This window comes from Pseudomonas sp. S1(2024), assembly GCF_046557535.1.
On sequence record NZ_JBKGFP010000035.1, the window covers coordinates 1 to 22,375 of the forward strand.

At 63.4% G+C, this 22,375-nt stretch carries 23 protein-coding genes and 1 tRNA gene; 12 read left to right on the top strand and 12 right to left on the bottom strand.

The genetic code is table 11. The annotated features are described in order from the left end of the window. Nucleotides 1–153: 153 nt before the first annotated feature. Entirely contained in the window at nucleotides 154–1,104 is a 951-nt protein-coding gene (locus ACLCGK_RS10450) for an IS110 family transposase (protein ID WP_075047071.1), read from the bottom strand. A 323-nt stretch (nucleotides 1,105–1,427) separates the two neighbouring features. Here ACLCGK_RS10450 and ACLCGK_RS10455 point away from each other — a divergent pair, with 323 nt between their 5' ends. The 3 genes from ACLCGK_RS10455 (at nucleotide 1,428) to ACLCGK_RS10465 (ending at nucleotide 5,452) form a co-directional block, all read left to right on the top strand. Next, a complete protein-coding gene (locus tag ACLCGK_RS10455) occupies nucleotides 1,428–2,615 on the top strand; it encodes an MFS transporter (RefSeq protein ID WP_410951954.1) in 1,188 nt (395 codons plus the stop codon). A 120-nt stretch (nucleotides 2,616–2,735) separates the two neighbouring features. Then, nucleotides 2,736–3,116, top strand: a complete 381-nt coding sequence (locus ACLCGK_RS10460) for a hypothetical protein (RefSeq protein ID WP_410951955.1) — start codon at nucleotides 2,736–2,738, stop codon at nucleotides 3,114–3,116. Between the two features lie 203 nt (nucleotides 3,117–3,319). Continuing rightward, nucleotides 3,320–5,452: a TonB-dependent siderophore receptor gene (locus ACLCGK_RS10465; protein WP_410951956.1), complete on the top strand. Its 2,133-nt coding sequence runs from the start codon at nucleotides 3,320–3,322 to the stop codon at nucleotides 5,450–5,452. 184 nt (nucleotides 5,453–5,636) lie between these two features. On the opposite strand, the gene ACLCGK_RS10470 is transcribed toward ACLCGK_RS10465, so the two are convergent. Further along, nucleotides 5,637–5,726, bottom strand: a tRNA-Ser gene (locus ACLCGK_RS10470). A gap of 198 nt (nucleotides 5,727–5,924) precedes the next feature. On the opposite strand from ACLCGK_RS10470, the gene ACLCGK_RS10475 reads away from it, so the two are divergent. The 3 genes from ACLCGK_RS10475 (at nucleotide 5,925) to ACLCGK_RS10485 (ending at nucleotide 8,549) form a co-directional block, all read left to right on the top strand. Next, complete coding sequence (locus ACLCGK_RS10475) at nucleotides 5,925–6,614, top strand: crotonase/enoyl-CoA hydratase family protein (protein WP_410951957.1); 690 nt, start codon at nucleotides 5,925–5,927, stop codon at nucleotides 6,612–6,614. Between the two features lie 179 nt (nucleotides 6,615–6,793). After that, nucleotides 6,794–7,513: a lysophospholipid acyltransferase family protein gene (locus ACLCGK_RS10480; RefSeq protein WP_003260398.1), complete on the top strand. Its 720-nt coding sequence runs from the start codon at nucleotides 6,794–6,796 to the stop codon at nucleotides 7,511–7,513. Between the two features lie 64 nt (nucleotides 7,514–7,577). After that, nucleotides 7,578–8,549: a magnesium and cobalt transport protein CorA gene (locus ACLCGK_RS10485; RefSeq protein WP_015269363.1), complete on the top strand. Its 972-nt coding sequence runs from the start codon at nucleotides 7,578–7,580 to the stop codon at nucleotides 8,547–8,549. A 132-nt stretch (nucleotides 8,550–8,681) separates the two neighbouring features. On the opposite strand, the gene ACLCGK_RS10490 is transcribed toward ACLCGK_RS10485, so the two are convergent. After that, a complete protein-coding gene (locus ACLCGK_RS10490; RefSeq protein ID WP_015269362.1) occupies nucleotides 8,682–9,413 on the bottom strand; it encodes an amidotransferase in 732 nt (243 codons plus the stop codon). Nucleotides 9,414–9,632: 219 nt separating this feature from the next. On the opposite strand from ACLCGK_RS10490, the gene ACLCGK_RS10495 reads away from it, so the two are divergent. Both ACLCGK_RS10495 and ACLCGK_RS10500 read left to right on the top strand, forming a co-directional pair. After that, nucleotides 9,633–9,875: a hypothetical protein gene (locus ACLCGK_RS10495; RefSeq protein ID WP_128637193.1), complete on the top strand. Its 243-nt coding sequence runs from the start codon at nucleotides 9,633–9,635 to the stop codon at nucleotides 9,873–9,875. A gap of 66 nt (nucleotides 9,876–9,941) precedes the next feature. Continuing rightward, complete coding sequence (locus ACLCGK_RS10500) at nucleotides 9,942–10,742, top strand: c-type cytochrome (protein ID WP_410951958.1); 801 nt, start codon at nucleotides 9,942–9,944, stop codon at nucleotides 10,740–10,742. Nucleotides 10,743–10,857: 115 nt separating this feature from the next. Here the strand turns inward: ACLCGK_RS10500 and ACLCGK_RS10505 are convergent, their stop codons facing one another. The 4 genes from ACLCGK_RS10505 to ACLCGK_RS10520 all read right to left on the bottom strand — a co-directional run bounded on the left by ACLCGK_RS10505 (nucleotide 10,858) and on the right by ACLCGK_RS10520 (nucleotide 14,318). Next, the gene (locus ACLCGK_RS10505) at nucleotides 10,858–11,190 is read right to left on the bottom strand and encodes a ribonuclease E inhibitor RraB (protein ID WP_003260395.1); all 333 of its coding nucleotides are present in this window, start codon (nucleotides 11,188–11,190) and stop codon (nucleotides 10,858–10,860) included. Between the two features lie 176 nt (nucleotides 11,191–11,366). Then, nucleotides 11,367–11,603, bottom strand: a complete 237-nt coding sequence (locus ACLCGK_RS10510) for a hypothetical protein (protein ID WP_015269359.1) — start codon at nucleotides 11,601–11,603, stop codon at nucleotides 11,367–11,369. A gap of 207 nt (nucleotides 11,604–11,810) precedes the next feature. Next, on the bottom strand, nucleotides 11,811–13,886 hold the full coding sequence (locus tag ACLCGK_RS10515) for an LTA synthase family protein (protein WP_410951959.1): 2,076 nt from the start codon (nucleotides 13,884–13,886) through the stop codon (nucleotides 11,811–11,813). 240 nt (nucleotides 13,887–14,126) lie between these two features. Further along, nucleotides 14,127–14,318: a PLDc N-terminal domain-containing protein gene (locus tag ACLCGK_RS10520; protein WP_012271091.1), complete on the bottom strand. Its 192-nt coding sequence runs from the start codon at nucleotides 14,316–14,318 to the stop codon at nucleotides 14,127–14,129. Nucleotides 14,319–14,443: 125 nt separating this feature from the next. On the opposite strand from ACLCGK_RS10520, the gene ACLCGK_RS10525 reads away from it, so the two are divergent. Beyond that, the gene (locus ACLCGK_RS10525; RefSeq protein ID WP_039614928.1) at nucleotides 14,444–15,382 is read left to right on the top strand and encodes a ZIP family metal transporter; all 939 of its coding nucleotides are present in this window, start codon (nucleotides 14,444–14,446) and stop codon (nucleotides 15,380–15,382) included. A 123-nt stretch (nucleotides 15,383–15,505) separates the two neighbouring features. Here the strand turns inward: ACLCGK_RS10525 and ACLCGK_RS10530 are convergent, their stop codons facing one another. Together ACLCGK_RS10530 and ACLCGK_RS10535 are read right to left on the bottom strand one after the other, a co-directional pair. Beyond that, complete coding sequence (locus tag ACLCGK_RS10530; protein ID WP_015269356.1) at nucleotides 15,506–16,036, bottom strand: hypothetical protein; 531 nt, start codon at nucleotides 16,034–16,036, stop codon at nucleotides 15,506–15,508. 60 nt (nucleotides 16,037–16,096) lie between these two features. After that, nucleotides 16,097–16,621: an ankyrin repeat domain-containing protein gene (locus ACLCGK_RS10535; protein ID WP_039614927.1), complete on the bottom strand. Its 525-nt coding sequence runs from the start codon at nucleotides 16,619–16,621 to the stop codon at nucleotides 16,097–16,099. Nucleotides 16,622–16,886: 265 nt separating this feature from the next. Between ACLCGK_RS10535 and ACLCGK_RS10540 the strand changes: the two genes are divergently transcribed. Continuing rightward, nucleotides 16,887–17,159, top strand: a complete 273-nt coding sequence (locus tag ACLCGK_RS10540) for a DUF3509 domain-containing protein (RefSeq protein WP_410951960.1) — start codon at nucleotides 16,887–16,889, stop codon at nucleotides 17,157–17,159. Between the two features lie 123 nt (nucleotides 17,160–17,282). On the opposite strand, the gene ACLCGK_RS10545 is transcribed toward ACLCGK_RS10540, so the two are convergent. The 3 genes from ACLCGK_RS10545 to aroC are packed head-to-tail and all read right to left on the bottom strand — an operon-like array spanning nucleotide 17,283 to nucleotide 20,110. Then, a complete protein-coding gene (locus ACLCGK_RS10545; RefSeq protein ID WP_410951961.1) occupies nucleotides 17,283–17,819 on the bottom strand; it encodes an oxidase in 537 nt (178 codons plus the stop codon). Beyond that, nucleotides 17,819–18,973, bottom strand: coding sequence for an MFS transporter (locus ACLCGK_RS10550; RefSeq protein WP_015269353.1), 1,155 nt, complete (start codon nucleotides 18,971–18,973; stop codon nucleotides 17,819–17,821). Before ACLCGK_RS10550 ends, ACLCGK_RS10545 begins: the two co-directional genes overlap by 1 nt. 45 nt (nucleotides 18,974–19,018) lie before the next feature. Beyond that, on the bottom strand, nucleotides 19,019–20,110 hold the full coding sequence (gene aroC, locus ACLCGK_RS10555) for a chorismate synthase (protein ID WP_038409100.1): 1,092 nt from the start codon (nucleotides 20,108–20,110) through the stop codon (nucleotides 19,019–19,021). A 236-nt stretch (nucleotides 20,111–20,346) separates the two neighbouring features. On the opposite strand from aroC, the gene ACLCGK_RS10560 reads away from it, so the two are divergent. Together ACLCGK_RS10560 and ACLCGK_RS10565 are read left to right on the top strand one after the other, a co-directional pair. Further along, nucleotides 20,347–21,309 (top strand): alpha/beta hydrolase, encoded by a 963-nt coding sequence (locus ACLCGK_RS10560; protein ID WP_054572724.1) that lies wholly within the window; start codon nucleotides 20,347–20,349, stop codon nucleotides 21,307–21,309. Between the two features lie 200 nt (nucleotides 21,310–21,509). Continuing rightward, on the top strand, nucleotides 21,510–22,292 hold the full coding sequence (locus ACLCGK_RS10565) for a hypothetical protein (RefSeq protein ID WP_410951962.1): 783 nt from the start codon (nucleotides 21,510–21,512) through the stop codon (nucleotides 22,290–22,292). The last annotated feature ends 83 nt before the right edge of the window (nucleotides 22,293–22,375 follow it).

Below are 22,375 nucleotides of genomic sequence, written 5' to 3' on the forward strand. Positions count from 1 at the left end.
GTGGGAGCAACTGTCTTGCTCAATTTCAAAAAGCTGGCGCGATCCCTGTGGGAGCGGGCTTGCCCGCGAACACGGGCGAAGCCCGTGCCATCCACCACGGTGTTGGCTTCGCGGGCAAGCCCGCTTCCACGCGGCTCACGCTGCGTTCTGGATTTACGTTGTACTTTCAGGCTGCGGTAGCACTAGATCGAGCCATGATGTACCCGTTCTGAGCATGGCATTTAACCGCACGATGAACGTTCTCATGCAGGCCACGATAGCGACTTTGGGAAGTTTTCCGCGCTCCCGCAGTGACTGATAACGAGCCTTGAGTGCTGGGTTGTATTTCATCGCCACAAGGCATGCCATGTACAGCGATCGCCTGACCGCAAATCGCCCGCCAGAGATAGAGCGCTTGCCCATGAATTTCCCGCTGTCGTGGTTGAAGGGCGCCACCCCAACCAGGGAGGCAATTTCTCTGGATTCAACCCGACCTAGCTCCGGCAGCAGCGCTATTAGTTTGCCCGCCGTCACCATCCCAATGCCTTTCACTTTGATCAGCTGGGCAACCCGTTCGTCGTTCAGCATCGCGATTTGCTGTTCGATCTCACACTCAACCCGTTTGATCTGCGCCTTGAAGTGTTTCAGGTTGGCATTCAGGTAGTTAGCAACTGCAGTCGATTGCACCTGCTTCAGGCGCCGCAGGTCGTCATCTCGCTGTTGAACCATCCGATCACGTTGCTGAAGCAACTCTCGCAGAAGCGCTCGTTCGGGGCTGACTCGTAGAGAGGGTTGATCTGGAATGACTTCGGCATAGTGCGCCAGAACCTCGGCGTCGATGGCGTCAGTCTTGGCCTTGATGCCTAAAGAGTCAGCGAATGACCTGGCTCGCCTGGGATTGACGCGTATGACCTTGTAGCCAGCGTCCTGTAGAAAACGCATGACATCTCGCTCGTAGCCACCCGTCGCCTCTAACAGGACGCGTTTGATACTGAGCTTGCGAAGGCTCTCCAGTAGCGCCTCAAACCCTGTTGGATCATTGCTTAAATGCATTTTGATGCCCTGTGGCCGCACCGCAGCATCAAGGGAGAGACTGGAAACATCGATACCCAAGAAGGAAGCCATCACCAAAACCTCCTAAACTCAAAACAGTGAGAGGACTTTGGCTTGGCCCACGCTTGTGATTCGAGATCAGAGCCGCATCCAACTGTTCGGGCTCTCGCCAAAGTGGAACGGTGAATGGCAGCTTTTGCTCCCACACGTGCTCAAGGCACCTACGGCATTCAGCTTGCCATTCACCGCTCTCACTCCAAATTCTAATCCCCCATCAAGACACAAGCGGGCATGCCCGCGAAGAGGCCGGCACAGGCTCTGCCGCACAATGCATTGATGTAAGGCCCGACACTTTCCGATAATCCCCCTTTGATCCTGCCCGCCACGAGAACTGCATGAACGCCCCCACTCTCAGCCGTGCCCTGATTCTGCTGATGGCCACCGCCACCGGCCTGGCCGTGGCCAGCAACTACTATGCGCAACCGCTACTGCACAGCATCGCCCAGCAGTTCGGCCTGAGCACCGCCAGTGCCGGCAGCATCGTCATTGCCGCGCAACTGAGCTACGGCGCCGGCCTGTTGCTGCTGGCGCCGCTGGGCGACCTGTTCGAGCAGCGCCGGCTGATCACCGTGATGACTGCCATTTCCACCCTTGGCCTGGTCATCAGCGCCTGCGCACCGAGCCTTCCCTGGCTGATACTTGGCACCGCGCTGACCGGGCTGTTCTCGGTGGTGGCGCAGATCCTCGTGCCCATGGCCGCGACCCTCAGCGAGCCACACCAGCGCGGGCGGGCGGTCGGCACCTTGATGAGCGGATTGCTGCTGGGCATCCTGCTGGCGCGCACCGCCGCCGGGTTCATGGCCGAACTGGGTGGCTGGCGCAGCATCTACGTGCTGGCCGCGGTGCTGATGGCCATCACCGCCGTGGCGCTGTACCGCAGCCTGCCACAACACCACAGCCATGCCGGGCTGAAATACCCAGCGCTGATCGGCTCGGTGTTCCGCCTGTTCGTCGAAGAACCGGTGCTGCGCCTGCGTTCTCTGCTCGGCCTGCTGGCTTTCAGCCTGTTCGCCCTGTTCTGGACGCCACTGGCGTTCCTGCTGGCGAAAGGCCCGTACCACTATTCGGACGCGGTGATAGGCCTGTTCGGCCTGGCCGGTGCAGCGGGTGCACTGTCGGCCAATTGGGCGGGGCGCCTGGCCGACCGTGGCAAGGGTTCGCTGGGCACCACCGTGGGCCTGGTGGTATTGCTGCTGTCGTGGGTGCCGCTGGGCTTCGCCGAGCAGTCGTTGCTGGCCTTGCTGCTGGGCGTGCTGATGCTCGACCTGGCAGTGCAACTGGTGCACGTGAGCAACCAGAATGCGGTAATTGCCCTGCGACCCGAGGCGCGCACGCGGCTGAATGCCGGGTATATCACCTGCTACTTCATTGGCGGGGCCTTGGGATCGCTGCTGGGCACGCAGCTGTTCCAACGCCAGGGCTGGATGGGGATTGTGCTGGCCGGGTTGGTGATTGGCGGACTGGCGTTGCTGGCGTGGGGTTTGGCCGAGCGCAAGCGCAAGAACGCTTTGCAGATCGCCTGAAGCCCATTGACCTGAGCGACAATGCACCGCACGACCCTCCGTCGCATGGCCGTTGACTTGCCTGCCCGGGCAGCGCTCAGTAGGCGCTGGTCAATGCCCTTTCCCTGACAGGACGACGTTATGACAAGACTCACGGTGCAATCCGGCGATTTCTTGCAAGGTGAAGGCGAGTATCGCAATGGATCGCTCACACTCAAGACCCCGCGCAGCCCTTCCCCGGGCGAGCGGATTTCCCTGGCACGCATCAGCGACCTGCGGCTGGCCAGCCTGGAATCCAGCCGCAGCCTGGGCAGTGCCCTGGGCTGGGGCGTGGCCGGGGCACTGGTGGCCGGGCCGGTGGGGTTGCTGGCTGGGCTCTGGCTGGGTGGCAAGGAAGAGGAAGCCACCTTCCTGGCCACTTTCAAGGACGGGCGCAAGCTCATGGCCATTACCGATGGCAAGACCTGGTCGAAGATCGACGACAACTGGAAGCGGCACAGGCGGCCGGCCAGCAAAGGCTGACGGGATATCGCAGGGTCCGGATCGTTTTATGTTGAAGGCGGCTGTAAGATGCCGCCTTTTTTCATGGCCTGTACTGGCCTCTTCGCGGGCTCGCCCGCTCCCACAGGAACAGCGCTGCGCTTGAGTGTGGTGCAGTCCCTGTGGGAGCGGGTTCACCCGCGAAGAGGCCGGCGCAGGTGTCGCGCATCCAGGAGCCCCACCGCATGCCCCCGCGTCACCCCCGCCTGCCCCTGAGCCTGCTCAGCCTGGGCCTGGCCCTGCATTGCCCCCATGTGCTTGCCGAAGACAGCGTGCTACTGGCTCCGCTGCAGGTCTCCGATACCTACACCAACGACGGCTATCAGGCACGCCAGGCAGCAGTAGGCGGCTTCCAGCCCGCGCCCCTGCTCGACACCCCGGCCTCGATCAGCGTGTTCAGCCAGCAACTGCTGGAAGACCGCCAGGTACGCCAGCTCAGCGAAGTGCTGCAAAGCGACGCCTCGGTGGGCGAAAGCTACGCCCCCATCGGCTACTACGAAAACTTCAACGTGCGCGGCTTCGAGCTGAATGCCGCCAGCAGCTACCGAATCAATGGCCAGACCATCGCCGGTGAGCAGAACGTGGCCCTGGAAAACAAGCAGCAGGTGGAGTTGCTCAAGGGCCTGTCCGGGCTGCAGAGCGGCGTATCGGAGCCGGGCGGCCTGATCAACTACGTGTCCAAGCGCGCCGAAGACGTGCGCAGCGTCACGGTGTCGACCAACGAACAAGGCGAGCGCTACCTGGCCACCGACCTGGGTGGCTGGTTCGGCAGCGAGCGGCAGTTCGGCCTGCGGGCCAACCTGGCTCATGAAGACATCCGCTCCTACGTCGACCACGCCGACGGTAAGCGCGACTTCGCCTCGCTGGCCTTCGACTGGCAGATCAACCCGGATGCCACCCTGCAGCTGGATGCCGAATACCAGCACCGTGAACAACGCTCGGTGCCGGGTTACCAGTTGCTCGGTGGCAGCGAAGTACCCCATGGCATCGACCCGGACGACCGCCTGGCCTACCAGCACTGGGCCAAGCCGGTGCAGAACGATTCGCTGAACCTGGGCGGGCGCTTCGAGTACCGTTTCAACGAAGCCTGGACCGGGACCTTGAGTGCCTCGCGCAGCAAGGTGGTGATCGATGACTACAGCTCGTTTGCCTGGGGCTCGAGCGAAGGCGCGTTCTTCGGCAGCAACGGCGACTACGACATCTACGACTTCCGCAGCCCCGACGACACCCGCCGTACCGACGAGGCGCAGGCCATGCTCAACGGGCGTTTCGATGCGCTGGGCGTGGGGCATGAGCTGACCGTGGGCACCAGTGCGCAGCGGCGCACGCTGGATCAGCGCCCCAGCTATATGGAATGGGTAGGTACAGGCAACATCTACACGGGTGCACCGGCCTTTGATCCATCCGACAAGCCCATCAGGTCTAGCGAACGTCGCCTGGACAGCCGCCAGTACGGGTTGTTCGTGAGCGATCGCATCAGCTTCAACGAGCAATGGCAGACCGTACTGGGTGCCCGGGAAGTACGCCTGGACGAGAAAACCTGGAATGAGGACGGCGTTGCCGGCCGCCATACCCGGCAGTACGAACTGCTGCCCAACGCCGCGCTCATCTACAAGCCGCAGCCGGATACCACGGTATATGCCAGCTATTCCAAAGGCCTGTCGGCAGGCGGTACTGCACCCTGGTTCGCCGAGAACAGCTTCGAAATCCTCGCGCCAACGACCTCGCACCAGCTGGAACTGGGCCTAAAGCACGACTGGCAAGGCCTGAGCTTCAGCGCCGCACTGTTCCAGATACGCCAGGCATACCAATACGCGCGCCCGGACGGAGCCGGCACTTTTACCTATGTGCAACAAGGCCAGCAGAAGAACACCGGCCTGGAACTGGGCGCCAGCGGCTGGGTGACCTCGAACCTGCAGGTACAGGCCAGCGCTGCGGCGATTCGGGCGCGGGTGCAGAACAGCGATACCGATGCCTATGAGGGCCACCAGGCGATCAACGTGCCCAGGTTCCGGGCGGCGTTGCAGGCGGAATACACCCTGCCGGTACCGGGGTTGGCACTGCTGGGCGGGGCGCGCTACAGCGCCAGCAAATATGCGAGCCAGGCGGGGAATGTGGAAGTTGGTGGGTATACGGTGTTCGATGTGGGTAGCCGCTACCGTACGCGCATCGGGGGGTATGACACGGTGCTGCGGCTGACTGTGGATAACGTGTTCGACAAGCGTTATTGGCGTGATGTGGGGGATTACCTGGGGGATAACTACCTGTTCCAGGGGGCGCCGCGGACGGCTCGGCTTTCGGCTTCGGTCAGCTTCTAGAATTTTGGGGGTGCTTTGCACCCCTTTCGCCGGCAAGCCAGCTCCCACCTCGACCGCATTGACCTTAAGCCATGCGCAACCCCTGTGGGAGCTGGCTTGCCGGCGATTGGGCCGCAAAGCGGCCCCAAATGGCGTGAAAACAAAAAGCCCCCGGCTTTTCAGCTCGGGGGCTCTTCGCAGAATGTGGCGGTGAAGAAGGGATTTGAACCCTTGATACGATTTCTCGTATACACACTTTCCAGGCGTGCTCCTTCGACCACTCGGACACTTCACCGTTTCTCTTCAAGCCTTGCAGCCTGTCGAGGTGCGCTAATTTAGTGAAAGACTTTCCCTTTGGCAAGCATTTTTTTCAATTTTTTCATGCATTTGCACTTGAGCCCCGGCGAACGCTGACCGACCAGTCAGCCTTACTGCTTTACCTCGCCCCTGGCGCTGGGTAACGTCGTCGCCACGCCAACAAAAGGACTCTGCCATGAGCGAGCTGATTACCTACCACGCCGAAGACGGCATCGTCACCCTGACCCTGAACAACGGCAAGGTCAACGCCATCTCGCCAGACGTCATTGCCGCCTTCAACGCCGCGCTCGACCGCGCCACCGAAGAGCGCGCGGTTGTGATCATCACCGGGCAGCCCGGCATCCTGTCTGGCGGCTACGACCTCAAGGTGATGACCAGCGGCCCCAAGGAGGCGATCAGCCTGGTCACCGCCGGCTCCACCCTCGCCCGCCGCCTGCTGTCGCACCCGTTCCCGGTAGTGGTCGCCTGCCCGGGCAACGCCGTGGCCAAGGGCGCCTTCCTGCTGCTGTCGGGGGACTATCGCATTGGCGTCGAAGGGCCGTACAAGGTGTGCCTGAACGAAGTGCAGATCGGCATGACCATGCACCATGCCGGTATCGAACTGGCCCGCGACCGCCTGCGCCGCTCGGCCTTCCACCGCTCGGTGATCAATGCCGAGGTGTTTGACCCGCAGGGCGCGGTGGATGCCGGCTTCCTCGACAAGGTGGTGCCGGCCGAGCAGTTGCAGGATGCAGCACTGGAGAAAGCGCGGGAGCTGAAGAAGCTGAACATGCTGGCGCACAAGAACACCAAGCTGAAGGTGCGCAAAGGGCTGCTGGAAGCGTTGGACAGGGCGATCGAGCTGGACCAGCAGCATATGGGCTAGCCGGGCCGGCCTCTTCGCGGGCTTGCCCGCTCCCACAGGGACAGCGCCAGAGCCGAGGGCAACGCAGTACCTGTGTGCGGGCAAGCCCGCGAAGAGGCTGCAACAGGCTTGCACCAGGGTTTGCCCCGACCAGTGCACATCCGTACACTGCCCGGCGACTGTCTGGTGTGAGTCGTACCATGCTTTATTCATTGCGCATGTTCCTGCTGGCGCTGCATTTCCTTGTGGTTGGGGCCCTGGGCCTGGTCATTGGCCTGTGCCGCCCCTTCAACCCCGACAACAGCCGCGTGTTCGCCCGCCTCTACAGCCTGCCGGCCACCTGGCTGATGCGCATCAGGGTCAAGGCCGAAGTCGGCCCGCTGTGGGACCAGCCGCCAGGCTGCGTGATCGTCGCCAACCACCAGTCCAACTTCGACCTGTTCGTGCTGGGCCAGGTGGTGCCGCAGCGCACCGTCGCCATCGGCAAGAAAAGCCTGGGCTGGATCCCGCTGTTCGGCCAGCTGTTCTGGCTGGGTGGCAACGTGCTGGTCGACCGCAAGAATGCCTACCAGGCACGCAAGGCCATGCAGAAGACCACCCGGGTACTGCAGGACGACACCTCGATCTGGATTTTCCCCGAAGGCACGCGCAATCCCGGCGAGCACCTGCTGGCCTTCAAGAAGGGCGCGTTTCACATGGCCATCGAGGCCGGCGTGCCGATCGTGCCGGTATGCGTCAGCCGCTATGCCGGGCGCCTCAGCCTGAACAGCTGGCGCCAGCGCACGGTGATCGTGCGCTCGCTGCCACCGATCGCCACGGCGGGCATGACCCTGCAGGACCTGCCGGCGCTGATCGAACAGTGCCGCGGGCAGATGCAGCAATGCATTGACCGCATGGAAGGGGAACTGGCCAAGAGCTAGGTTGCTCTTGAGCCCACTACAGCCCAAGCTGTAACCCGTGTCCAACCGGAATAAGCGAACAACCATGGGTCGAGTCGTGGCATCGGCGGTGTACAGCGCCGGCAGAAAAGTGACCAACATCAGCATTGATGAAGGCAGTGAGTGGGCCCGCAAGCCGGGGCACTTTGTGTGGATCGGCCTGGAAGAGCCCAACGCTGAGGAGCTGGCCAACCTGCAATGCCAGTTCAATTTGCACGAACTGGCCATCGAAGACGCCCTGGAAAAGCACAGCCGGCCCAAGCTGGAAACTTTCGGCGACGCCCTGTTCATCGTCACCTATTCGCCGGTGCGCCACGAAGGCAAGCTGGAGTTCATCGAAACCCACATCTTCGCCGGCAACGGCTACATCATCACCTGCCGCAACGGCCACTCCAAATCCTATGCCCTGGTGCGCCAACGCTGCGAGGCGCGGCCGTTGCTGCTGGAGCACGGCGAAGACTTCGTGCTGTACGCCCTGCTCGACTTCGTCACCGAGAACTACCAGCCGGTCAGCGAGGCCATTCATGGCGAGATCGAAGAGCTGGAGCAGAGCGTGCTTGGCGGTTCGCTGCAAGAAGACGATATCCGCCGCTTGCACAGCCTGCGCCGCGACATCCTGCGCCTGCGCCGCTACGTGGCACCGATGGTGGAAGTGAGCGAGGAACTGCAGCGCTTGAGCTTCCCGTTCATCGACAAGAACATGCGCCCGTACTTCCGTGACGTGCAAATCCACGTGACGCGGCAGATGGAAGACCTGGCCGGTATCCGTGACATCGCCAGCCAGACCATCGAGATCGGCATGCTGCTGGAGTCGTCACGGCAGAGCATCGTGCAGCGCAAGTTTGCAGCCTGGGCGGCGATCCTGGCGTTCCCCACGGCAATTGCCGGGGTTTACGGGATGAACTTCCAGAACATGCCGGAGTTGGGGTGGCACTATGGGTACTTCGGGGTACTGGGGGTAATCGGGTTGGGCTGTACCGCGTTGTATGCCAGCTTCAAGAAGTCTGGCTGGCTCTGAGATTGTCGGGGCCGCTGTGCGGCCCTTTCGCCGGCAAGCCAGCTCCCACAAGGGCCGCACAAGTCTCAGGCCTGTGATGACCCTGTGGGAGCTGGCTTGCCGGCGATTGGGCTGCACAGCAGCCCCCAGCCATCACGCTGCGGTATCTTTGCTCACCGGCTGCTGGATAAACCGCAACATCCACTCCCCCACCAGGTCGCCCTGGTGCTCGGTGGCCAGGCTGGCCACGGCCTTGTGGTACACCTCATCACCCAGATACTCCTGGCGCGCATCGAGCAGCGCGCGGGAGTAGTCGTGGACGAACTCGGGGTGCCCCTGGAAGCACAGCACCTGGTCACGAATGTGGTACGCAGCGTTCGGGCAGAAATCGCTGGAGGCGATCACCGTGGCGCCTTCCGGCAGCTCGGTCACCTGGTCCTGGTGGCTGATCAGCAAGGTCAGCTCCGACACCTCCGGGTCCATCCACGGCGCATGGGCCGCCAGCGAATAGCGGTGGATACCCACGCCCCAGCCCTGCTCGGCACGCTCGGCCTTGCCACCCAGGGTCAACGCCAGCAACTGGTGGCCGAAACATACACCCAGCAACTTCTCGCCACGCTCGTACAGCTTCAGCAGGTAGGCCTTGAGGGTCTGGATCCACGGGTCGGTACCAAACGAGTCGGCCTTGCTGCCCGTCACCAGATAGGCATCGAACACTTCGTTGTCGGCGGGGTAATCGCCGTTCATCACGTTGTACACACGAAATTCGGCGGCGATCGGCTGACGCGAGAAGAGCTGCTCGAACATCCTGCCGTAGCCCTGGTACTGCGCGGTCAACTCCGGTCGCAGGACATCGGTTTCAAGGATGCAGATGCGTAACGACATAGGGATAGTCCTGAACGACATGGGTGGGAATCTGCTGTAGAGACTGACGCGAAAGGCACGTACAAGCAAGTAGGCCGCACTGACGAACGGTCACATTTCATCGGTGCCCTGCTGGCACTTGCGCCACCGTCTAGCGAGAGCATGCCAGCCGGCTGGCACTTGGCCTCATAGCCCGAAGAAATTAATGACCGACAACATTAGAACAAAGGGTTCTCAAACATGGATGACGCACACCCTACTGTTGGTTGTATATCCACTTTCAAGAGGCAGGCAGTTCAGGCGTCACGCAACGCCACTGCGATCGACCCGAAGCGCGACAGGGAAGCCAACGGGTATTCAGGAATAACAACAAGAAGGCGGTCCGCCATGTTCAGACAATCGAAAATTCGCCAAGCTGGGCTCATTCTCTTCGCCACGACTTTGCTGCTGATCCTGCCGAACCTTACACGTTTGTTCGGCTGACTGCCGCTGTGGCGCCAACAGGCAACGCACAGGTAACCTGCTGGCCTTGATGGTCGGAGATTACCCATGCGCCACTGCCTTGCACTGTTAGTGTTGCTCCTGAGCCTGCCGCTGTCGGCGGCGCAACTGCACCTTGAACTGGGCGCCACGACGCGCCAATGGAGCAGTGAAGAACTGCTCGACCACCCGCAGGCCCGGGACATCAGCATCGACCAGGACGTTTCCTACAAGCAGCCCATGCGTTATCGGGCTGTGCCGCTGGCCGCGCTGCTGGACGGCGTGAGCGCCAGCGACCACCTGCAGGCAGTTGCGCTGGACGGTTTTGCCGCCGAAATGCCCGCGGCGCCACTGTTGCAGCAGGGGCCGGCACAGGCCTGGCTGGCGGTGGAGGAACCTGACCGGCCATGGCCACCACTGGGCCAAGGCAAGCCGAGTGCGGGACCGTTCTACCTGGTGTGGACTGCACCGCAGGCCAGCGGTATCCGCCCGGAGCAGTGGCCGTTCCAGATTTCCACGATTCGCAAGCAGGCCTCCGTCGAAGCGCGTTTTCCGGCGCTGCTGCCCGACCCGAAGTTGCCGGCCGACAGCCCGGTGCGCCGGGGCTTTGCCTTGTTCCAGCAGAACTGCCTGGCGTGTCACCGGCTGAACGGCGCGGGAGATGCACAGGTGGGGCCGGACCTGAATGTGCCGCATAACCCGACCGAGTACTTTCGGCCGGAATATCTACGCCAGCTGATTCGTGACCCACAGAGCCTGCGGCAGTGGCCGCAGGCAAAGATGCCAGGGTTTGCAGAGAATGTGTTGAGTGAAACGGAGCTGGAAGACTTGCTGGCGTATTTGAGGCATATGGCTGGGCGCAGGCCTTGAGGGCCGTGTGTGCTTCTTCGCGGGCTTGCCCGCTCCCACAGGATCACCACAGGCTTGAAGGCCGTGGGATACCTGTGGGAGCGGGCAAGCCCGCGAAGAAGGCAACACAAAACTCTCAGGCTATGGGCCGCTCCTGCTTGACCCCCCACCCTTCCACCTCACCGCCATAAGGTGTCACCAGCTGCTCGAAGGCCTCTTCAAAGTCGCCAATCCCGCCATGGGTGGCATACATGACCTTGCTCAGTTCCAGATGCCATGCACCGTCGCCCAGTTCCTTGACCTGGGCATTCAGCGATTCACCGCGAAACTGCCCGGCCGCACGGCGGGCCCCTGCTTCGTCGGGGAATATGGCGTAGAACTCGATGGGGTGGATCTGGGTGAAGTCGAAACCGCCTGCCTTCATCTGGCGCAGGACGTTGCTGCTGATATCGTCGTTCTGGCTGCTCATGAAACGTCCTCCTGAATAATGCGATGGATAGACTTTCCGTGCACTACGCACCTGCCGGCAGCGGCCGGGCAGTTCGAGCTGATGCAAGACGCGAAGGGATGCGGTGCCGACCCGCAGAATAGGCCGGCACCTTCATGCAGCGTAGTGCCTGCCAGGGCACCACGCAAACGTGTGGTTCAGGGCGTTTCGTGGATGCTGGTGATGGTCACGCCACTCTGCTCCTTCAGCCAGCGTGCGGTGGGGGAAATGGTGCGGTCCTGGAAGTCGTTGAGGTCCAGCTCGTCCATCACCGGGAACAGGTGCGAACGGATGGCCCGCGCGGCGTCCTCTTCGCTGGGGCACTGGTCGCCGCGCAGCGTCAGGGTGGTGAGCACGCCTTTCTGGTCGGCAAAGATGACTTCCCACTCTTTCATTGAACGAACCCTCTCAGTCAACGAACACCAAGGTGTGTGATGCCTGAAACAAGTGACCTTGAGGTGGGGAGAATGTTCAGTCGGAGGGATTTGTGTTGGGCCTATTCGCGGGCACGCCCGCTCCCACAGGCCAACACAAGGTCCGAAACCTGTGCTGTACCTGTGGGAGCGGGTGTGTCCGCGAATGGGCCGTGAAAAGGCCCCGACCTACTTCGGCGTGCCGTGCACTACACCGGCAGTGTTATCCAGCAAGCTCTTGGTCGCAGTCTGGATATACGCTTCCAGCTTCTTCAGCATTTCCGGCTGGTCCGGGCTTTCGATCAGCTCGGCCTTGAACTCGCTGCCCAGCTGGTAGCGGTACATGCGCGGGGTCATGTCCTTGGACTCGATCAGGATACGGTCGCCCTGTACCAGGCCGACGATCTGCTCGCTACCCGATGGCTTGATCATGCCCACGCCCTGGTCGCCCTCAGGCAGGTTGAGCAGGTCGCGGCCCCAGCACTGATGACGGGCCTGGCCGCCCAGGCGGCCCATGATGGTCGGCACGATGTCTACCTGGGTACCCACGGTGTGGTTGACCGCACCGAACTTCTCCTGGATGCCCGGGGCAATCAGCAGCAGCGGCACGTTGAAGCGGCCCAGGTCCAGCTCGGTGACCTGCTGGTGGTTGCCAAAGCCATGGTCGCCAACGATGACGAACAGGGTTTCCTTGAAGTACGGCTCCTTGCGCGCCTTCTCGAAGAACTGCCCCAGCGCCCAGTCCGAATAGCGCATGGCAGTGAGGTGCTCGTCCAGGCGGCCCTGGCCGGTTACCGGCTCTACCGGCAGGTCTTTGGGCAGTGCGTACGGGGTGTGGTTGGACAGGGTCTGCAGCAGCGCGTAGATCGGCTTCTTGCCATCGTGCTTGGCCAGCTCTTCGGCGCCGCGGTCGAACATGTCCTGGTCGGACACGCCCCAGGTCGGGTCGGAGAACACCGGGTTGACGAAGTCGTTACGGCCAATGAAGGTGGTCATGCCCTGGTTGCCGAAGAACCCGGACTGGTTGTCCCAGGCAAAGTCGCCGTTGTAGACGTAAACGTCGTCATAATCGCGGGCGCTGAGCAAGGCTGGCAGGCCGGAGAGCTTGTGGCCGCCTTCCGGGGTCTGCATCAGGTACTCGAAGCCTGGCAGGTTGGGGAAGCAGGCCATGGTGGCGAACATGCCCTGGTGGGTATGGGTGCCGTTGGAGAAGAAGCGGTCGAACAGCAGGCCCTCTTTGGCCAGCTTGTCGAAGTACGGGGTGATGTTGTTGGGGCTGCCCAGCGCGCCCACCGAGTGGCCGGCGAAGCTTTCCATCAGGATCACCACCACGTTCTTGATCGGCAGGGTGCGCTCGGCCGGCGGCACGAAGTCGCGGCGGATGGCAGCCTCGTCGGCATCGACCAGGGTGTCGTGGGCGGTCAGCAGCTGCTCGCGCACGCTCTGCGTGGCCACGTCCTGCTCCAGCACCGGCTTCCAGATGTTGGCGCGGTCTTCGCCGAAGCGGCTCTTGGCAGCATCGATCAGGGTCAGGGTGCCGTTCAGGCCCAGCTGGTTGACGAAGTTGGAATCGGTGGTGAAGGCATCACCCCAGCGCATCGGCGGGCCCTGGCGCAGGGTGCCACGGGCGGCGACCACGGCCACCAGCAGGATCACCATGAACACCGCCAGGCGGTTGTACCACGGCGCTGCACGGCGCTGCAGGGTGACCTCGCCGGCACCGTTGCCACGGGTCATGCGGTCGATGCCCTTGAACAGCAGGCTCAGCAGCCAGGTGCCGAACAGCCAGGCCAGCAGGTAGCGCACCACCGGGAAGCCGTACCAGAGCATGCTCAGCACGGTCTTCGGGTCTTCCTTGATGTACTGGAACACCAAACCGTTGAGGCGCTGGTGGAACTCGCGATAGAAGTCCATTTCCATCAGGCCGAGGAACATCACCACGCTCGAGGTGATGGTCAGCCAGAAACGGAACAGGCCACGCCGGGCCATGGCCCAGGGGCTGAGGATGGCCAGCAGCAGCGGAATGCTGATGTACACCACTACCCGCAGGTCGAAGCGCAAGCCATTGAGAAAGCCTTCTGCGACGGTCGCGCTGGGGGTATCGCCGATCATGTCGCTGTTGTAGACCAGCAGCGCCAGGCGCACGAGGCTGAGCATCAGCATGATCACCAGGCCGCTGAGCAGCGTGTAGGCCAGGTGGGTTTTCAGGGTGGGCGAGAACGACGCTCGCGCGCCCCGTTGCTTCAAGGCGTCCGGGTTAGCCATGAATGGGAAAGTCCTAGGATTGCGGGTTTGCGGAGATGGCGCAGGTGTATACCAACGCAGCATTGTGCGGGTGCGGATTCTGTTTAAACCAATGTGAAAATTTTGTCACGGGGGTGTTGCGGGTTTTGTCTGTTCCGGCCCTATCGCCGGCAAGCCAGCTCCCACAGGATCACCACAAGCCCTGGCATTGTGAAGTACCTGTGGGAGCTGGCTTGCCGGCGATAGGGCCAGTACAGGCATTCAGATCCGCACATTCCCCCGCGGCCCGGCGATCGCCCAGATCACCAGGCCCACCACCGGCAGCAAGGCGATGAGCAGGATCCACAACACCTTGATGCCCACTTCGCTGCCACTCTTGATCACATTCAGGATGGCCCAGATATCCAGGGCCAGGATGATCAGCCCGACCAGGCTGTTGAACGTCGACCCCATGCCAAAACTCCTGTCAAAGGCTTTGCTGCACAGCATAGTCAGCTATCAAGGCGATAGAAGGGAATCCTTGGCGATTGCCGCAGGTCCCTGAGTAGACTGCCGTTATTCACTGATTCGAGGTTCACATGCCCCCCGCCCACACTCAAAGCGCCGCCCCGACCTCGCTGCTGAACGCCTGGCGCCAGCAGGCCGTGAACACCCCGTGGCTCAGCGCCGGCCTGGGGTTGAGCCTGCTGGCGGTGTTGCTACTGCTGGCCGCCAGCCTGTGGAACGCAGTGAATGGCGACCATGCCGACAACCTGCACCTGGCCATGCTGGGCGGGTTGTCCGGTTTTGGTGCCACGGCGCTGGGCGCAGTGCTGGCAGTGGTGCTGCGCGATGTCAGGGCCCGCACCCAGGATGTGATGCTGGGTTTTGCCGCCGGCATGATGCTGGCGGCCAGTTCGTTTTCGCTGATTCTGCCGGGCCTGGATGCCGCCCGCGAAATTACCGGCAACGGCCCGGCCGCGGCCTTTACCGTGGTGCTGGGCATGGGCCTGGGCGTGCTGCTGATGCTGGGCCTGGACCGCTTCACCCCGCATGAACACGAAAGCACCGGCCCGTGCGGCCCGGAGGCCGAGCGCATCAGCCGGGTGTGGTTGTTCGTGCTGGCGATTACCCTGCACAACCTGCCTGAGGGCATGGCCATTGGCGTGAGCTTTGCCAATGGCGACATGAACATCGGCCTGCCGCTGACCAGCGCCATCGCCATTCAGGACATCCCCGAGGGGTTGGCCGTGGCGCTGGCCTTGCGCGCTACCGGGTTGTCGAACCTGAAAGCCGCGCTGGTGGCGATCGGGTCGGGGCTGATGGAGCCGCTGGGTGCGGTGATCGGCCTGGGGATTTCGACCGGCTTTGCCTTGGCCTACCCGGTCAGCATGGGGCTGGCGGCGGGGGCGATGATCTTCGTGGTGAGCCACGAGGTGATTCCCGAAACCCACCGCAATGGGCACCAGACGGCGGCGACCCTGGGGTTGATGGGTGGGTTTGCGGTAATGATGTTCCTCGATACCGCATTGGGATGATTATTCAGGTTGCCTGAACCGGCCTCTTCGCGGGCTTGCCCGCTCCCACAGGACTCCACTGCCCTCGGGCCCAGTGATTATCCTGTGGGAGCGGGCATGCCCGCGAAGAAGCAAACGCTGAAATCAGATGTGCACGGCGACCTTCAGGGCCTCCAGGGCCGGCTCGACCTTGATCCCCACCTCAGCCCCCAGCTCCAGCACCCGCGCCAGGTCGTTCTGCCCTACCATCACCATCTGCAGCTCGTCATCCAGCAACTGGCTGAAGTTGAGCAGCACATACCCACCCGCCTCCTTGTTCAGCGCCCCCATCTGCACCTGAATGCGATTGAGCGCGGTCAGCGGCTCGGTGCGGGCCAGTTGTTTGGGCTTGAGGGTGAACGGCACGCTCTGGTCGAACGAATCGCTGATCTGCTGGAACAGGTCCTGGTAGCTGTCGGCCTGGAACACCACGGTGTCCGGCAGGCTGCCCAGCACCACCCATTCGCCCAGCGGAATGGGGAAGCTGTCGTCGTAGTTGATGTCGGGGTTGGCGGCCAGGAAGGCGGCGGGGTCGGCGTAGGCCTGGGCGGCCTCGTCGGCGATGCGCTCGATGTCTTCCTCGCGCATGCAGCCAGCGCCAATGAGGCTGATGAATTCGAGCAACTGAGTTTTCATGAAAGGGGGCCTGCGACGGGTGAAAAGTCGCCAAGGATAGCCGCAAATGCCCCCTTGCGGTTAGCCGGCCAGCACTTGCAGGCGCGCTGCGGCGTCAACGGCCCCCATGGTTTGCGCTGCCATCAGTGCGGTGGTACCACGGGCATCCTGACGGGCCGGGTCGGCACCCTGGGCCAGCAGGTACTCGAGGATTTCGCTGCGGTTGAACATGGCTGCCAGCATCAGTGCGGTGCGGCCATCCTGCGCGGCGGCGTCCACCGGTACGCCGTGCTCCAGCAACAGGCGAATCATGGCCAGGTCCCCCTTGAACGCAGCGCCGGCGATGGGCAGTTGGCCGTTATCGTTGGCAATCAGCGGGTCGGCGCCATGCGCCAGCAGCACACGCACTGCGTCGTGGTGGCCGTGGTAGCTGGCCAGCATCAGCAGGGTATCGCCCTTGTGGTTGCGCAGGTTGGCCGGCAGGCCGCTGGCCAGCAGGCGCCCGAGCATCTCGGCATCGCCCTGGCGGGCACGTTCGAACACCTGCTCGGCAAAGGCGGCAGTCTCGTCGTCGGTCATGGTGGTGGGCGTGGGTTGGCTGGACATTTGGAACCTCCTGGCAGAAATCGTTGCCCAAGTCTTTGTCAGGCAAGGCTGCCGGGTCAAAGGTTCAGATTCTATCGGGGCGATAGCTGGCCACGGGTCGTGCAATATGCACTGTGCAAAATGCACGACCATGCAGGCTGCACGATAGCGCTTCGGCAAAAAACAAATAACTGACTGAAATTTAAGGATTTTTTCAGAAAAAGCTTCCTGGCACGGTCACTGCAACCATCAACTCACGTCTGCCACGCAACAGCCAGGAGTTGATATGGACCTCATCCAGGAAAAGTTCGTTTCGGTATTTTCTGCCTACCAGGTTAATACCCAGGCCCGCCCAGACGGCGGTGTGCTGCTGACCCTGCGCGCATCTGATGGCAAGGTCACCCGCCGCGTGCTGACCTACGCGCAATTGCACAGTGCCGAGCAGCTGTCCTGGGCGATCAGTGCGATTCGCCGCGATTTGGCCGAGCAGGCCAGTGAACTGCCGGTGATTTCGATGCTGCAGAGCCAGCAGCGGTTTGCTTTGCCGACTTATCGCTGAGTTTTGTGTTGGATTATCTGGCCTCTTCGCGGGCTCGCCCGCTCCCACAGGCATAGCGCGGCCCTCAGGCTCGGCGATATACCTGTGGGAGCGGGCGAGCCCGCGAAGAGGCCGGCAAAGCCATCACAACTCATCAATGCCCAGAAACGCCCGCGCAGTCACATCCCCGGTAAATCTCGGCTGCATCCCTTCCTCGCTGCTGTACAACCGCAACGCCAGGCAAAACGGTGTATCGCCCAGCTCGACCCAGCGCCGAGTCCCCGCCGGCAGCACCAGCTGGTCGCCCTTCTCGCACAGCACCGAATACACCCAATCCCCCGCACGCAGGCCAACCTGAGCCCGCCCGCCGACCACGGCAAACACCTCATCGGCGTCATGCACATGCTCATCGCGAACGTCCACCTGCGCAGGGGCCTCACCCTCACGGTTGAGTAACACGAAAGCCTTGCTGCCATGCGCCGTCATCAACTGGTCAAGGTGCTCGCGACAGGCCTCCAGTACCTCCTCCTGGGCGGTGCCAGGGCGCACACGCAGGCCAAGCTCGGCATGGGCAAAGCGCACGCCCTGCTCGGCCAGAGTGGCAACGATATCGTCGTGGTGGGTCAACACCTTGTTCGGCAGTTCCGGGCTGGAGGGGTGGAAAACGCTGAGAATGCTCATCAGGGGCGGGTCCTGGTCGGTTGCGAACAAAGGGCAATGATAACGGCTGCAGCCAAGGCTGCGGCACTGGCCATACCAAAGGTGAAGGTGGGCCCCAGCAGTTTCCAGCTGTAACCCGAATACAATGCCCCCAGCGCACCGCCAGTGCCCGACAGCGCCGCATACAGCGCCTGGCCCTGGCCCTGCTGGCGGGCGCCGAAGCTGGCCTGCACGAAAGCGATGCTGGCGGCATGGAAGCAGCCGAAGGTGGCCGCGTGCAACACCTGGGCAAACACCAGCACCGCCGGCTCGCCGGCCAGGTTGCCCAGCAGCAGCCAGCGCAGCGCCGCCAGCACGAAGCTGGCCAGCAGCACCCGCTGCACCGAAAACCGCGCGAAGATACGGCTCATGGCCATGAACACCAGTACTTCAGCCACAACCCCCAGTGCCCACAGCAAACCGATGGCCCCCCTGGCATAACCCAGATGCTCCAGGTGCAGGGTGAGGAAGGTGTAGTACGGCCCGTGGCTGAGTTGCATCAGTGCCACGCAGGCGTAGAACGCGACCACCCCGGGCGCCCGCAGCTGCTGCAGGAAACCGCCCGCGCCGCTGCGCTCGCCCTGCTCCACCGGCTGGGCATTGGGCACCCACAGGCTGGCGGCGACGATGCCAGCCATGATCGTGACCAGCGCCACCGGATAGATGTCCAGGCTCAGCCACTCGAACAGCCGGCCCAGGCCGACCACGGTGAGGATGAAGCCGATCGAGCCCCACAGGCGCACCTGGCTGTAGCGCGCGGTTTGCCCGTGCAGGTGGGCCAGGGTGATGACCTCGAACTGCGGCAGCACCGCATGCCAGAAGAATGCGTGCAGGGCCATGACCAGCGCCAGCCAGGCGTAGCTTTTGCCAAGGAAGATCAGGGCGAAGGTGGCCAGGGTCGACAATGCGCCCAGGCGCACGATCAGCAGGCGCTGGCCGGTGCGATCACCCAGCCAGCCCCACAGGTTGGGGGCGATGCAGCGCATGAGCATGGGTATGGCCACCAGCTCGCCGATGCGTGCCGGAGAGAAGCCCAGGTGGTCGAAGTACAGCGCCAGGAACGGGGCGGTGGAGCCGAGCAGGGCGAAGTAGAACAGGTAGAAGCTGGACAGGCGCCAGTAGGGGATTGGTTGCATGGGGTGGCCTATGGGGTTGCCGGCGATAGGGCCAGTGCAAGCGAATCAGAGCTGGCCCAGCACCGGGGTATTCACCTTCACATCGGCATTCTGCGCGCGGTGGCGCAGCAGGTGGTCCATCAGCACGATGGCCATCATCGCCTCGGCGATCGGCGTGGCGCGGATGCCCACGCACGGGTCGTGGCGGCCTTTGGTGATGACGTCCACCGGGTTGCCGTCGATGTCGATGGAGCGGCCCGGGGTGGTGATGCTGGAGGTCGGCTTCAGCGCCAGGTGGGCAACGATCGGCTGGCCCGAGGAAATACCGCCGAGGATGCCGCCAGCGTTGTTGCTGAGGAAGCCTTCCGGGGTCAGTTCGTCACGGTGCTCGGTGCCGCGCTGGGCCACGCTGGCGAAGCCGGCGCCGATTTCCACGCCCTTGACCGCGTTGATGCTCATCAGCGCGTGGGCCAGTTCGGCATCGAGGCGGTCGAAGATAGGCTCGCCCAGGCCCGGCATCACGCCTTCGGCGACCACGGTAATCTTGGCACCCACCGAGTCCTGGTCACGGCGCAGTTGGTCCATGTAGGCCTCCAGCTCCGGCACTTTGCTCGGGTCAGGGCTGAAGAAGGCGTTCTGCTCCACCGACTCCCAGGTCTTGAACGGGATTTCGATCGGGCCCAGCTGGCTCATGTAGCCGCGCACGGTGATGCCCTGGGTGGCCAGGTATTTCTTGGCGATGGCACCGGCGGCCACGCGCATGGCGGTTTCGCGCGCCGAGCTGCGGCCACCGCCGCGGTAGTCGCGAACGCCGTACTTGTGGTGGTAGGTGTAGTCGGCGTGGGCCGGGCGGAACAGGTCCTTGATCGCCGAGTAGTCCTTGGACTTCTGGTCGGTGTTGCGGATCAGCAGGCCGATCGAGCAACCGGTGGTGCGGCCTTCGAATACGCCGGAGAGGATTTCCACCTCGTCGGCCTCCTGGCGCTGGGTGGTGTGCCGGCTGGTGCCGGGCTTGCGCCGGTCAAGGTCGTGCTGCAGGTCGTCGAGAGAAATCTCCAGGCCCGGTGGGCATCCATCGACAATGGCGACCAACGCCGGGCCATGGCTCTCGCCAGCGGTGGTGACAGTGAACAGCTTGCCGTAGGTATTGCCGGACATGGACGCTCCGCGAGATCTGCCTGAAGTGAACGAAAGCGGCAGTATACAGATGGATTGATCGCCTGTGCTGGCCTCTTCGCGGGCTCGCCCGCTCCCACAGGTACCCCACACGACTCAGGCCTGTGGTAAACCTGTGGGAGCGGGCGAGCCCGCGAAGAGGCCGAACCTGCCAGGCAAGGCCCAAGAACCTTCCCGCAAACACTGGGTCAAACCCTCATCTCCCCATGTAGTACCGAATGATGTCGCGCCTCGTCGCCCTCTTCTTCCTGCTGTGCACCGGCCTGGCCCAGGCCGCCACCCCCACCGTGCTGCAACGCCCGATCGACCTCGATACCGGCCAGGGCGTGCTGCACGGCAGCCTGCTGCTGCCGCAACAGCCAACCCCGCCACCGGTGGTGCTGATCATCGCCGGCTCCGGCCCCACCGACCGTGACGGCAACAACCCGGCGTCAGGCCGGGTCGACAACCTCAAGCGCCTGGCTCTGCTGCTGGCCAACGAACACATCGCCAGCGTGCGCTACGACAAGCGCGGGGTGGCCGCCAGCCAACCGGCCACGCCCGACGAGCGTGACCTGAGCGTGGAGCGCTACGTGGCCGACGTGGTCGCCTGGAGCCGCAAGCTCAAGGCCGACCCGCGCTTCGGCCCGTTGATCCTGATCGGCCACAGCGAAGGCGCGCTGATCGCCAGCCTGGCCGCCGAGCAGGCCGGCGCCAGCGCGGTGATTACACTGGCTGGCAGCGGCCGACCGCTGGCCGACGTGCTGCGCGAACAGCTGGCACAGCGCCTGCCACCGGCACAACTGGCCGGCGGTAGCGCCCTGCTCGACCGCCTGCAGGCCGGGCAGACCAGCCTGGAGGTACCAGCGCCGCTGCGTCAGGTGTTCCGCCCTAGCGTGCAGCCCTACCTGATTTCGCTGTTCCAGCAAAACCCGGCGGCGGCCTTCGCCCGCCTGCCCATGCCCGCGCTGATCGTGCAGGGGCGCAACGACGTGCAGGTGGGCGTGATCGACGCCGAACGACTGAAGGCGGCCAAGCCGGATGCACAACTGGTGCTGATCGATGGCATGAACCACATGCTGCGCATCAGCCCCAAGGCAATGAGCCAACAGCGCGACAGCTACCTCAACCCAGAACTGCCGCTGGCAAGGGAGCTTGGCGAGCAGATTGTGACGTTTATCCAGCATTTGCCTTCTGCCTGACCCTCAGGTCTTGGCCGGTACGGCCGATATTTCAGTATTAGCGGAACTTTGGGGCCGCTGGCGCGCCCCATCGCCGGCAAGCCAGCTCCCACAGGAACACAATAGGCCTGAATGCCCTGCGGTCCCTGTGGGAGCTGGCTTGCCGGCGATGGGCTGTGCAGCAGCCCCTGCCGCATGCCCGTACCCAAGGACAAGCCCTGATGACAACCGCCCCCGCCGCCGTAGAGCCAGCCGAAGAGCCCGAGGAAAGCCCTGCCCTGCCCTGGGCCGAGCTGGCCGCCGAACACTTCCAGCTGTTGCGCCTGGCCGCCCTGCCCACCGACCGCAACACCGGCGCGCGGCCCCTGCGCTTCGTGCAGTTCGGCTATGCCGAACGCCACGACAAGGCCCACAGCCTGCTGCGCATGGAAATCCAGCTGCCCGGGCAGAAGGTGCACAAGGAACAGAACCGCCTGGACATTCGCGTCGACCACTCCGCGCGCCTGGTGCGCATTGGCAATGAACATGGCCTGCAACTGGAGCCGCTGAACCGTGGCATCGGCCGCTTCCTGCTGGCCCAGGCCGCGCAATGGCTGCAGCGCAAGTGGTCGCACTACCGGATCGAGGGCATGGCGCTGCCGAGCAAGGATGCGCTGAACGAAGACTCACGCCTGCGTCGTGACCACTGCCTGCGCGGGATGGGTATCGAGGTGGAGTACGAGGACAGCCAGCATCTGAAGGGCCGTACCGTGGAAATGACGGTGGGCGAGCTCAAGGGGGCGTGGAACAGCGAGCGCTTGCAGCGAGTGGGGATACTGGATGCTGCCGGCCTGCTGCAGCAGGCTGACCAGCAGTTGCAGGAGAAGGTAGGGCAACTGCGTGAGCGGGATGAACGGGTTGCCAAGTACCAGCGTGAAGACAGCGGGTTGCGCTTTACCATTACCTGTCTGGTGGCGTTTGCGGTGTTCCAGGCGGGGTTGCTGATCTGGATTGCCACGCGCTGACACCGCGTCGCCTGCTTCGCGGGGGTGTGGGGGGGTCCCGAAGAAAGGGGACGAGGAAAGGGAGGGAAGGATGGAGGGGGGGA

Bases quoted from the DNA above. Each gene is read 5' to 3' on its own strand.
- ACLCGK_RS10510 (WP_015269359.1), bottom strand. From the start codon at position 11,603: ATGAAAGAGTGGGAAGTCATCTTTGCCGACCAGAAAGGCGTGCTCACC.
- ACLCGK_RS10480 (WP_003260398.1), top strand. From the start codon at position 6,794: ATGCTTTATTCATTGCGCATGTTCCTGCTGGCGCTGCATTTCCTTGTG.
- ACLCGK_RS10490 (WP_015269362.1), bottom strand. From the start codon at position 9,413: ATGTCGTTACGCATCTGCATCCTTGAAACCGATGTCCTGCGACCGGAG.
- ACLCGK_RS10500 (WP_410951958.1), top strand. From the start codon at position 9,942: ATGCGCCACTGCCTTGCACTGTTAGTGTTGCTCCTGAGCCTGCCGCTG.
- ACLCGK_RS10545 (WP_410951961.1), bottom strand. From the start codon at position 17,819: ATGAGCATTCTCAGCGTTTTCCACCCCTCCAGCCCGGAACTGCCGAAC.
- ACLCGK_RS10515 (WP_410951959.1), bottom strand. From the start codon at position 13,886: ATGGCTAACCCGGACGCCTTGAAGCAACGGGGCGCGCGAGCGTCGTTC.
- ACLCGK_RS10540 (WP_410951960.1), top strand. From the start codon at position 16,887: ATGGACCTCATCCAGGAAAAGTTCGTTTCGGTATTTTCTGCCTACCAG.
- ACLCGK_RS10525 (WP_039614928.1), top strand. From the start codon at position 14,444: ATGCCCCCCGCCCACACTCAAAGCGCCGCCCCGACCTCGCTGCTGAAC.
- ACLCGK_RS10460 (WP_410951955.1), top strand. From the start codon at position 2,736: ATGACAAGACTCACGGTGCAATCCGGCGATTTCTTGCAAGGTGAAGGC.
- ACLCGK_RS10565 (WP_410951962.1), top strand. From the start codon at position 21,510: ATGACAACCGCCCCCGCCGCCGTAGAGCCAGCCGAAGAGCCCGAGGAA.
- ACLCGK_RS10550 (WP_015269353.1), bottom strand. From the start codon at position 18,973: ATGCAACCAATCCCCTACTGGCGCCTGTCCAGCTTCTACCTGTTCTAC.
- ACLCGK_RS10505 (WP_003260395.1), bottom strand. From the start codon at position 11,190: ATGAGCAGCCAGAACGACGATATCAGCAGCAACGTCCTGCGCCAGATG.
- ACLCGK_RS10465 (WP_410951956.1), top strand. From the start codon at position 3,320: ATGCCCCCGCGTCACCCCCGCCTGCCCCTGAGCCTGCTCAGCCTGGGC.
- aroC (WP_038409100.1), bottom strand. From the start codon at position 20,110: ATGTCCGGCAATACCTACGGCAAGCTGTTCACTGTCACCACCGCTGGC.
- ACLCGK_RS10535 (WP_039614927.1), bottom strand. From the start codon at position 16,621: ATGTCCAGCCAACCCACGCCCACCACCATGACCGACGACGAGACTGCC.
- ACLCGK_RS10475 (WP_410951957.1), top strand. From the start codon at position 5,925: ATGAGCGAGCTGATTACCTACCACGCCGAAGACGGCATCGTCACCCTG.
- ACLCGK_RS10560 (WP_054572724.1), top strand. From the start codon at position 20,347: ATGATGTCGCGCCTCGTCGCCCTCTTCTTCCTGCTGTGCACCGGCCTG.
- ACLCGK_RS10530 (WP_015269356.1), bottom strand. From the start codon at position 16,036: ATGAAAACTCAGTTGCTCGAATTCATCAGCCTCATTGGCGCTGGCTGC.
- ACLCGK_RS10455 (WP_410951954.1), top strand. From the start codon at position 1,428: ATGAACGCCCCCACTCTCAGCCGTGCCCTGATTCTGCTGATGGCCACC.
- ACLCGK_RS10520 (WP_012271091.1), bottom strand. From the start codon at position 14,318: ATGGGGTCGACGTTCAACAGCCTGGTCGGGCTGATCATCCTGGCCCTG.
- ACLCGK_RS10485 (WP_015269363.1), top strand. From the start codon at position 7,578: ATGGGTCGAGTCGTGGCATCGGCGGTGTACAGCGCCGGCAGAAAAGTG.
- ACLCGK_RS10495 (WP_128637193.1), top strand. From the start codon at position 9,633: ATGGATGACGCACACCCTACTGTTGGTTGTATATCCACTTTCAAGAGG.
- ACLCGK_RS10450 (WP_075047071.1), bottom strand. From the start codon at position 1,104: ATGGCTTCCTTCTTGGGTATCGATGTTTCCAGTCTCTCCCTTGATGCT.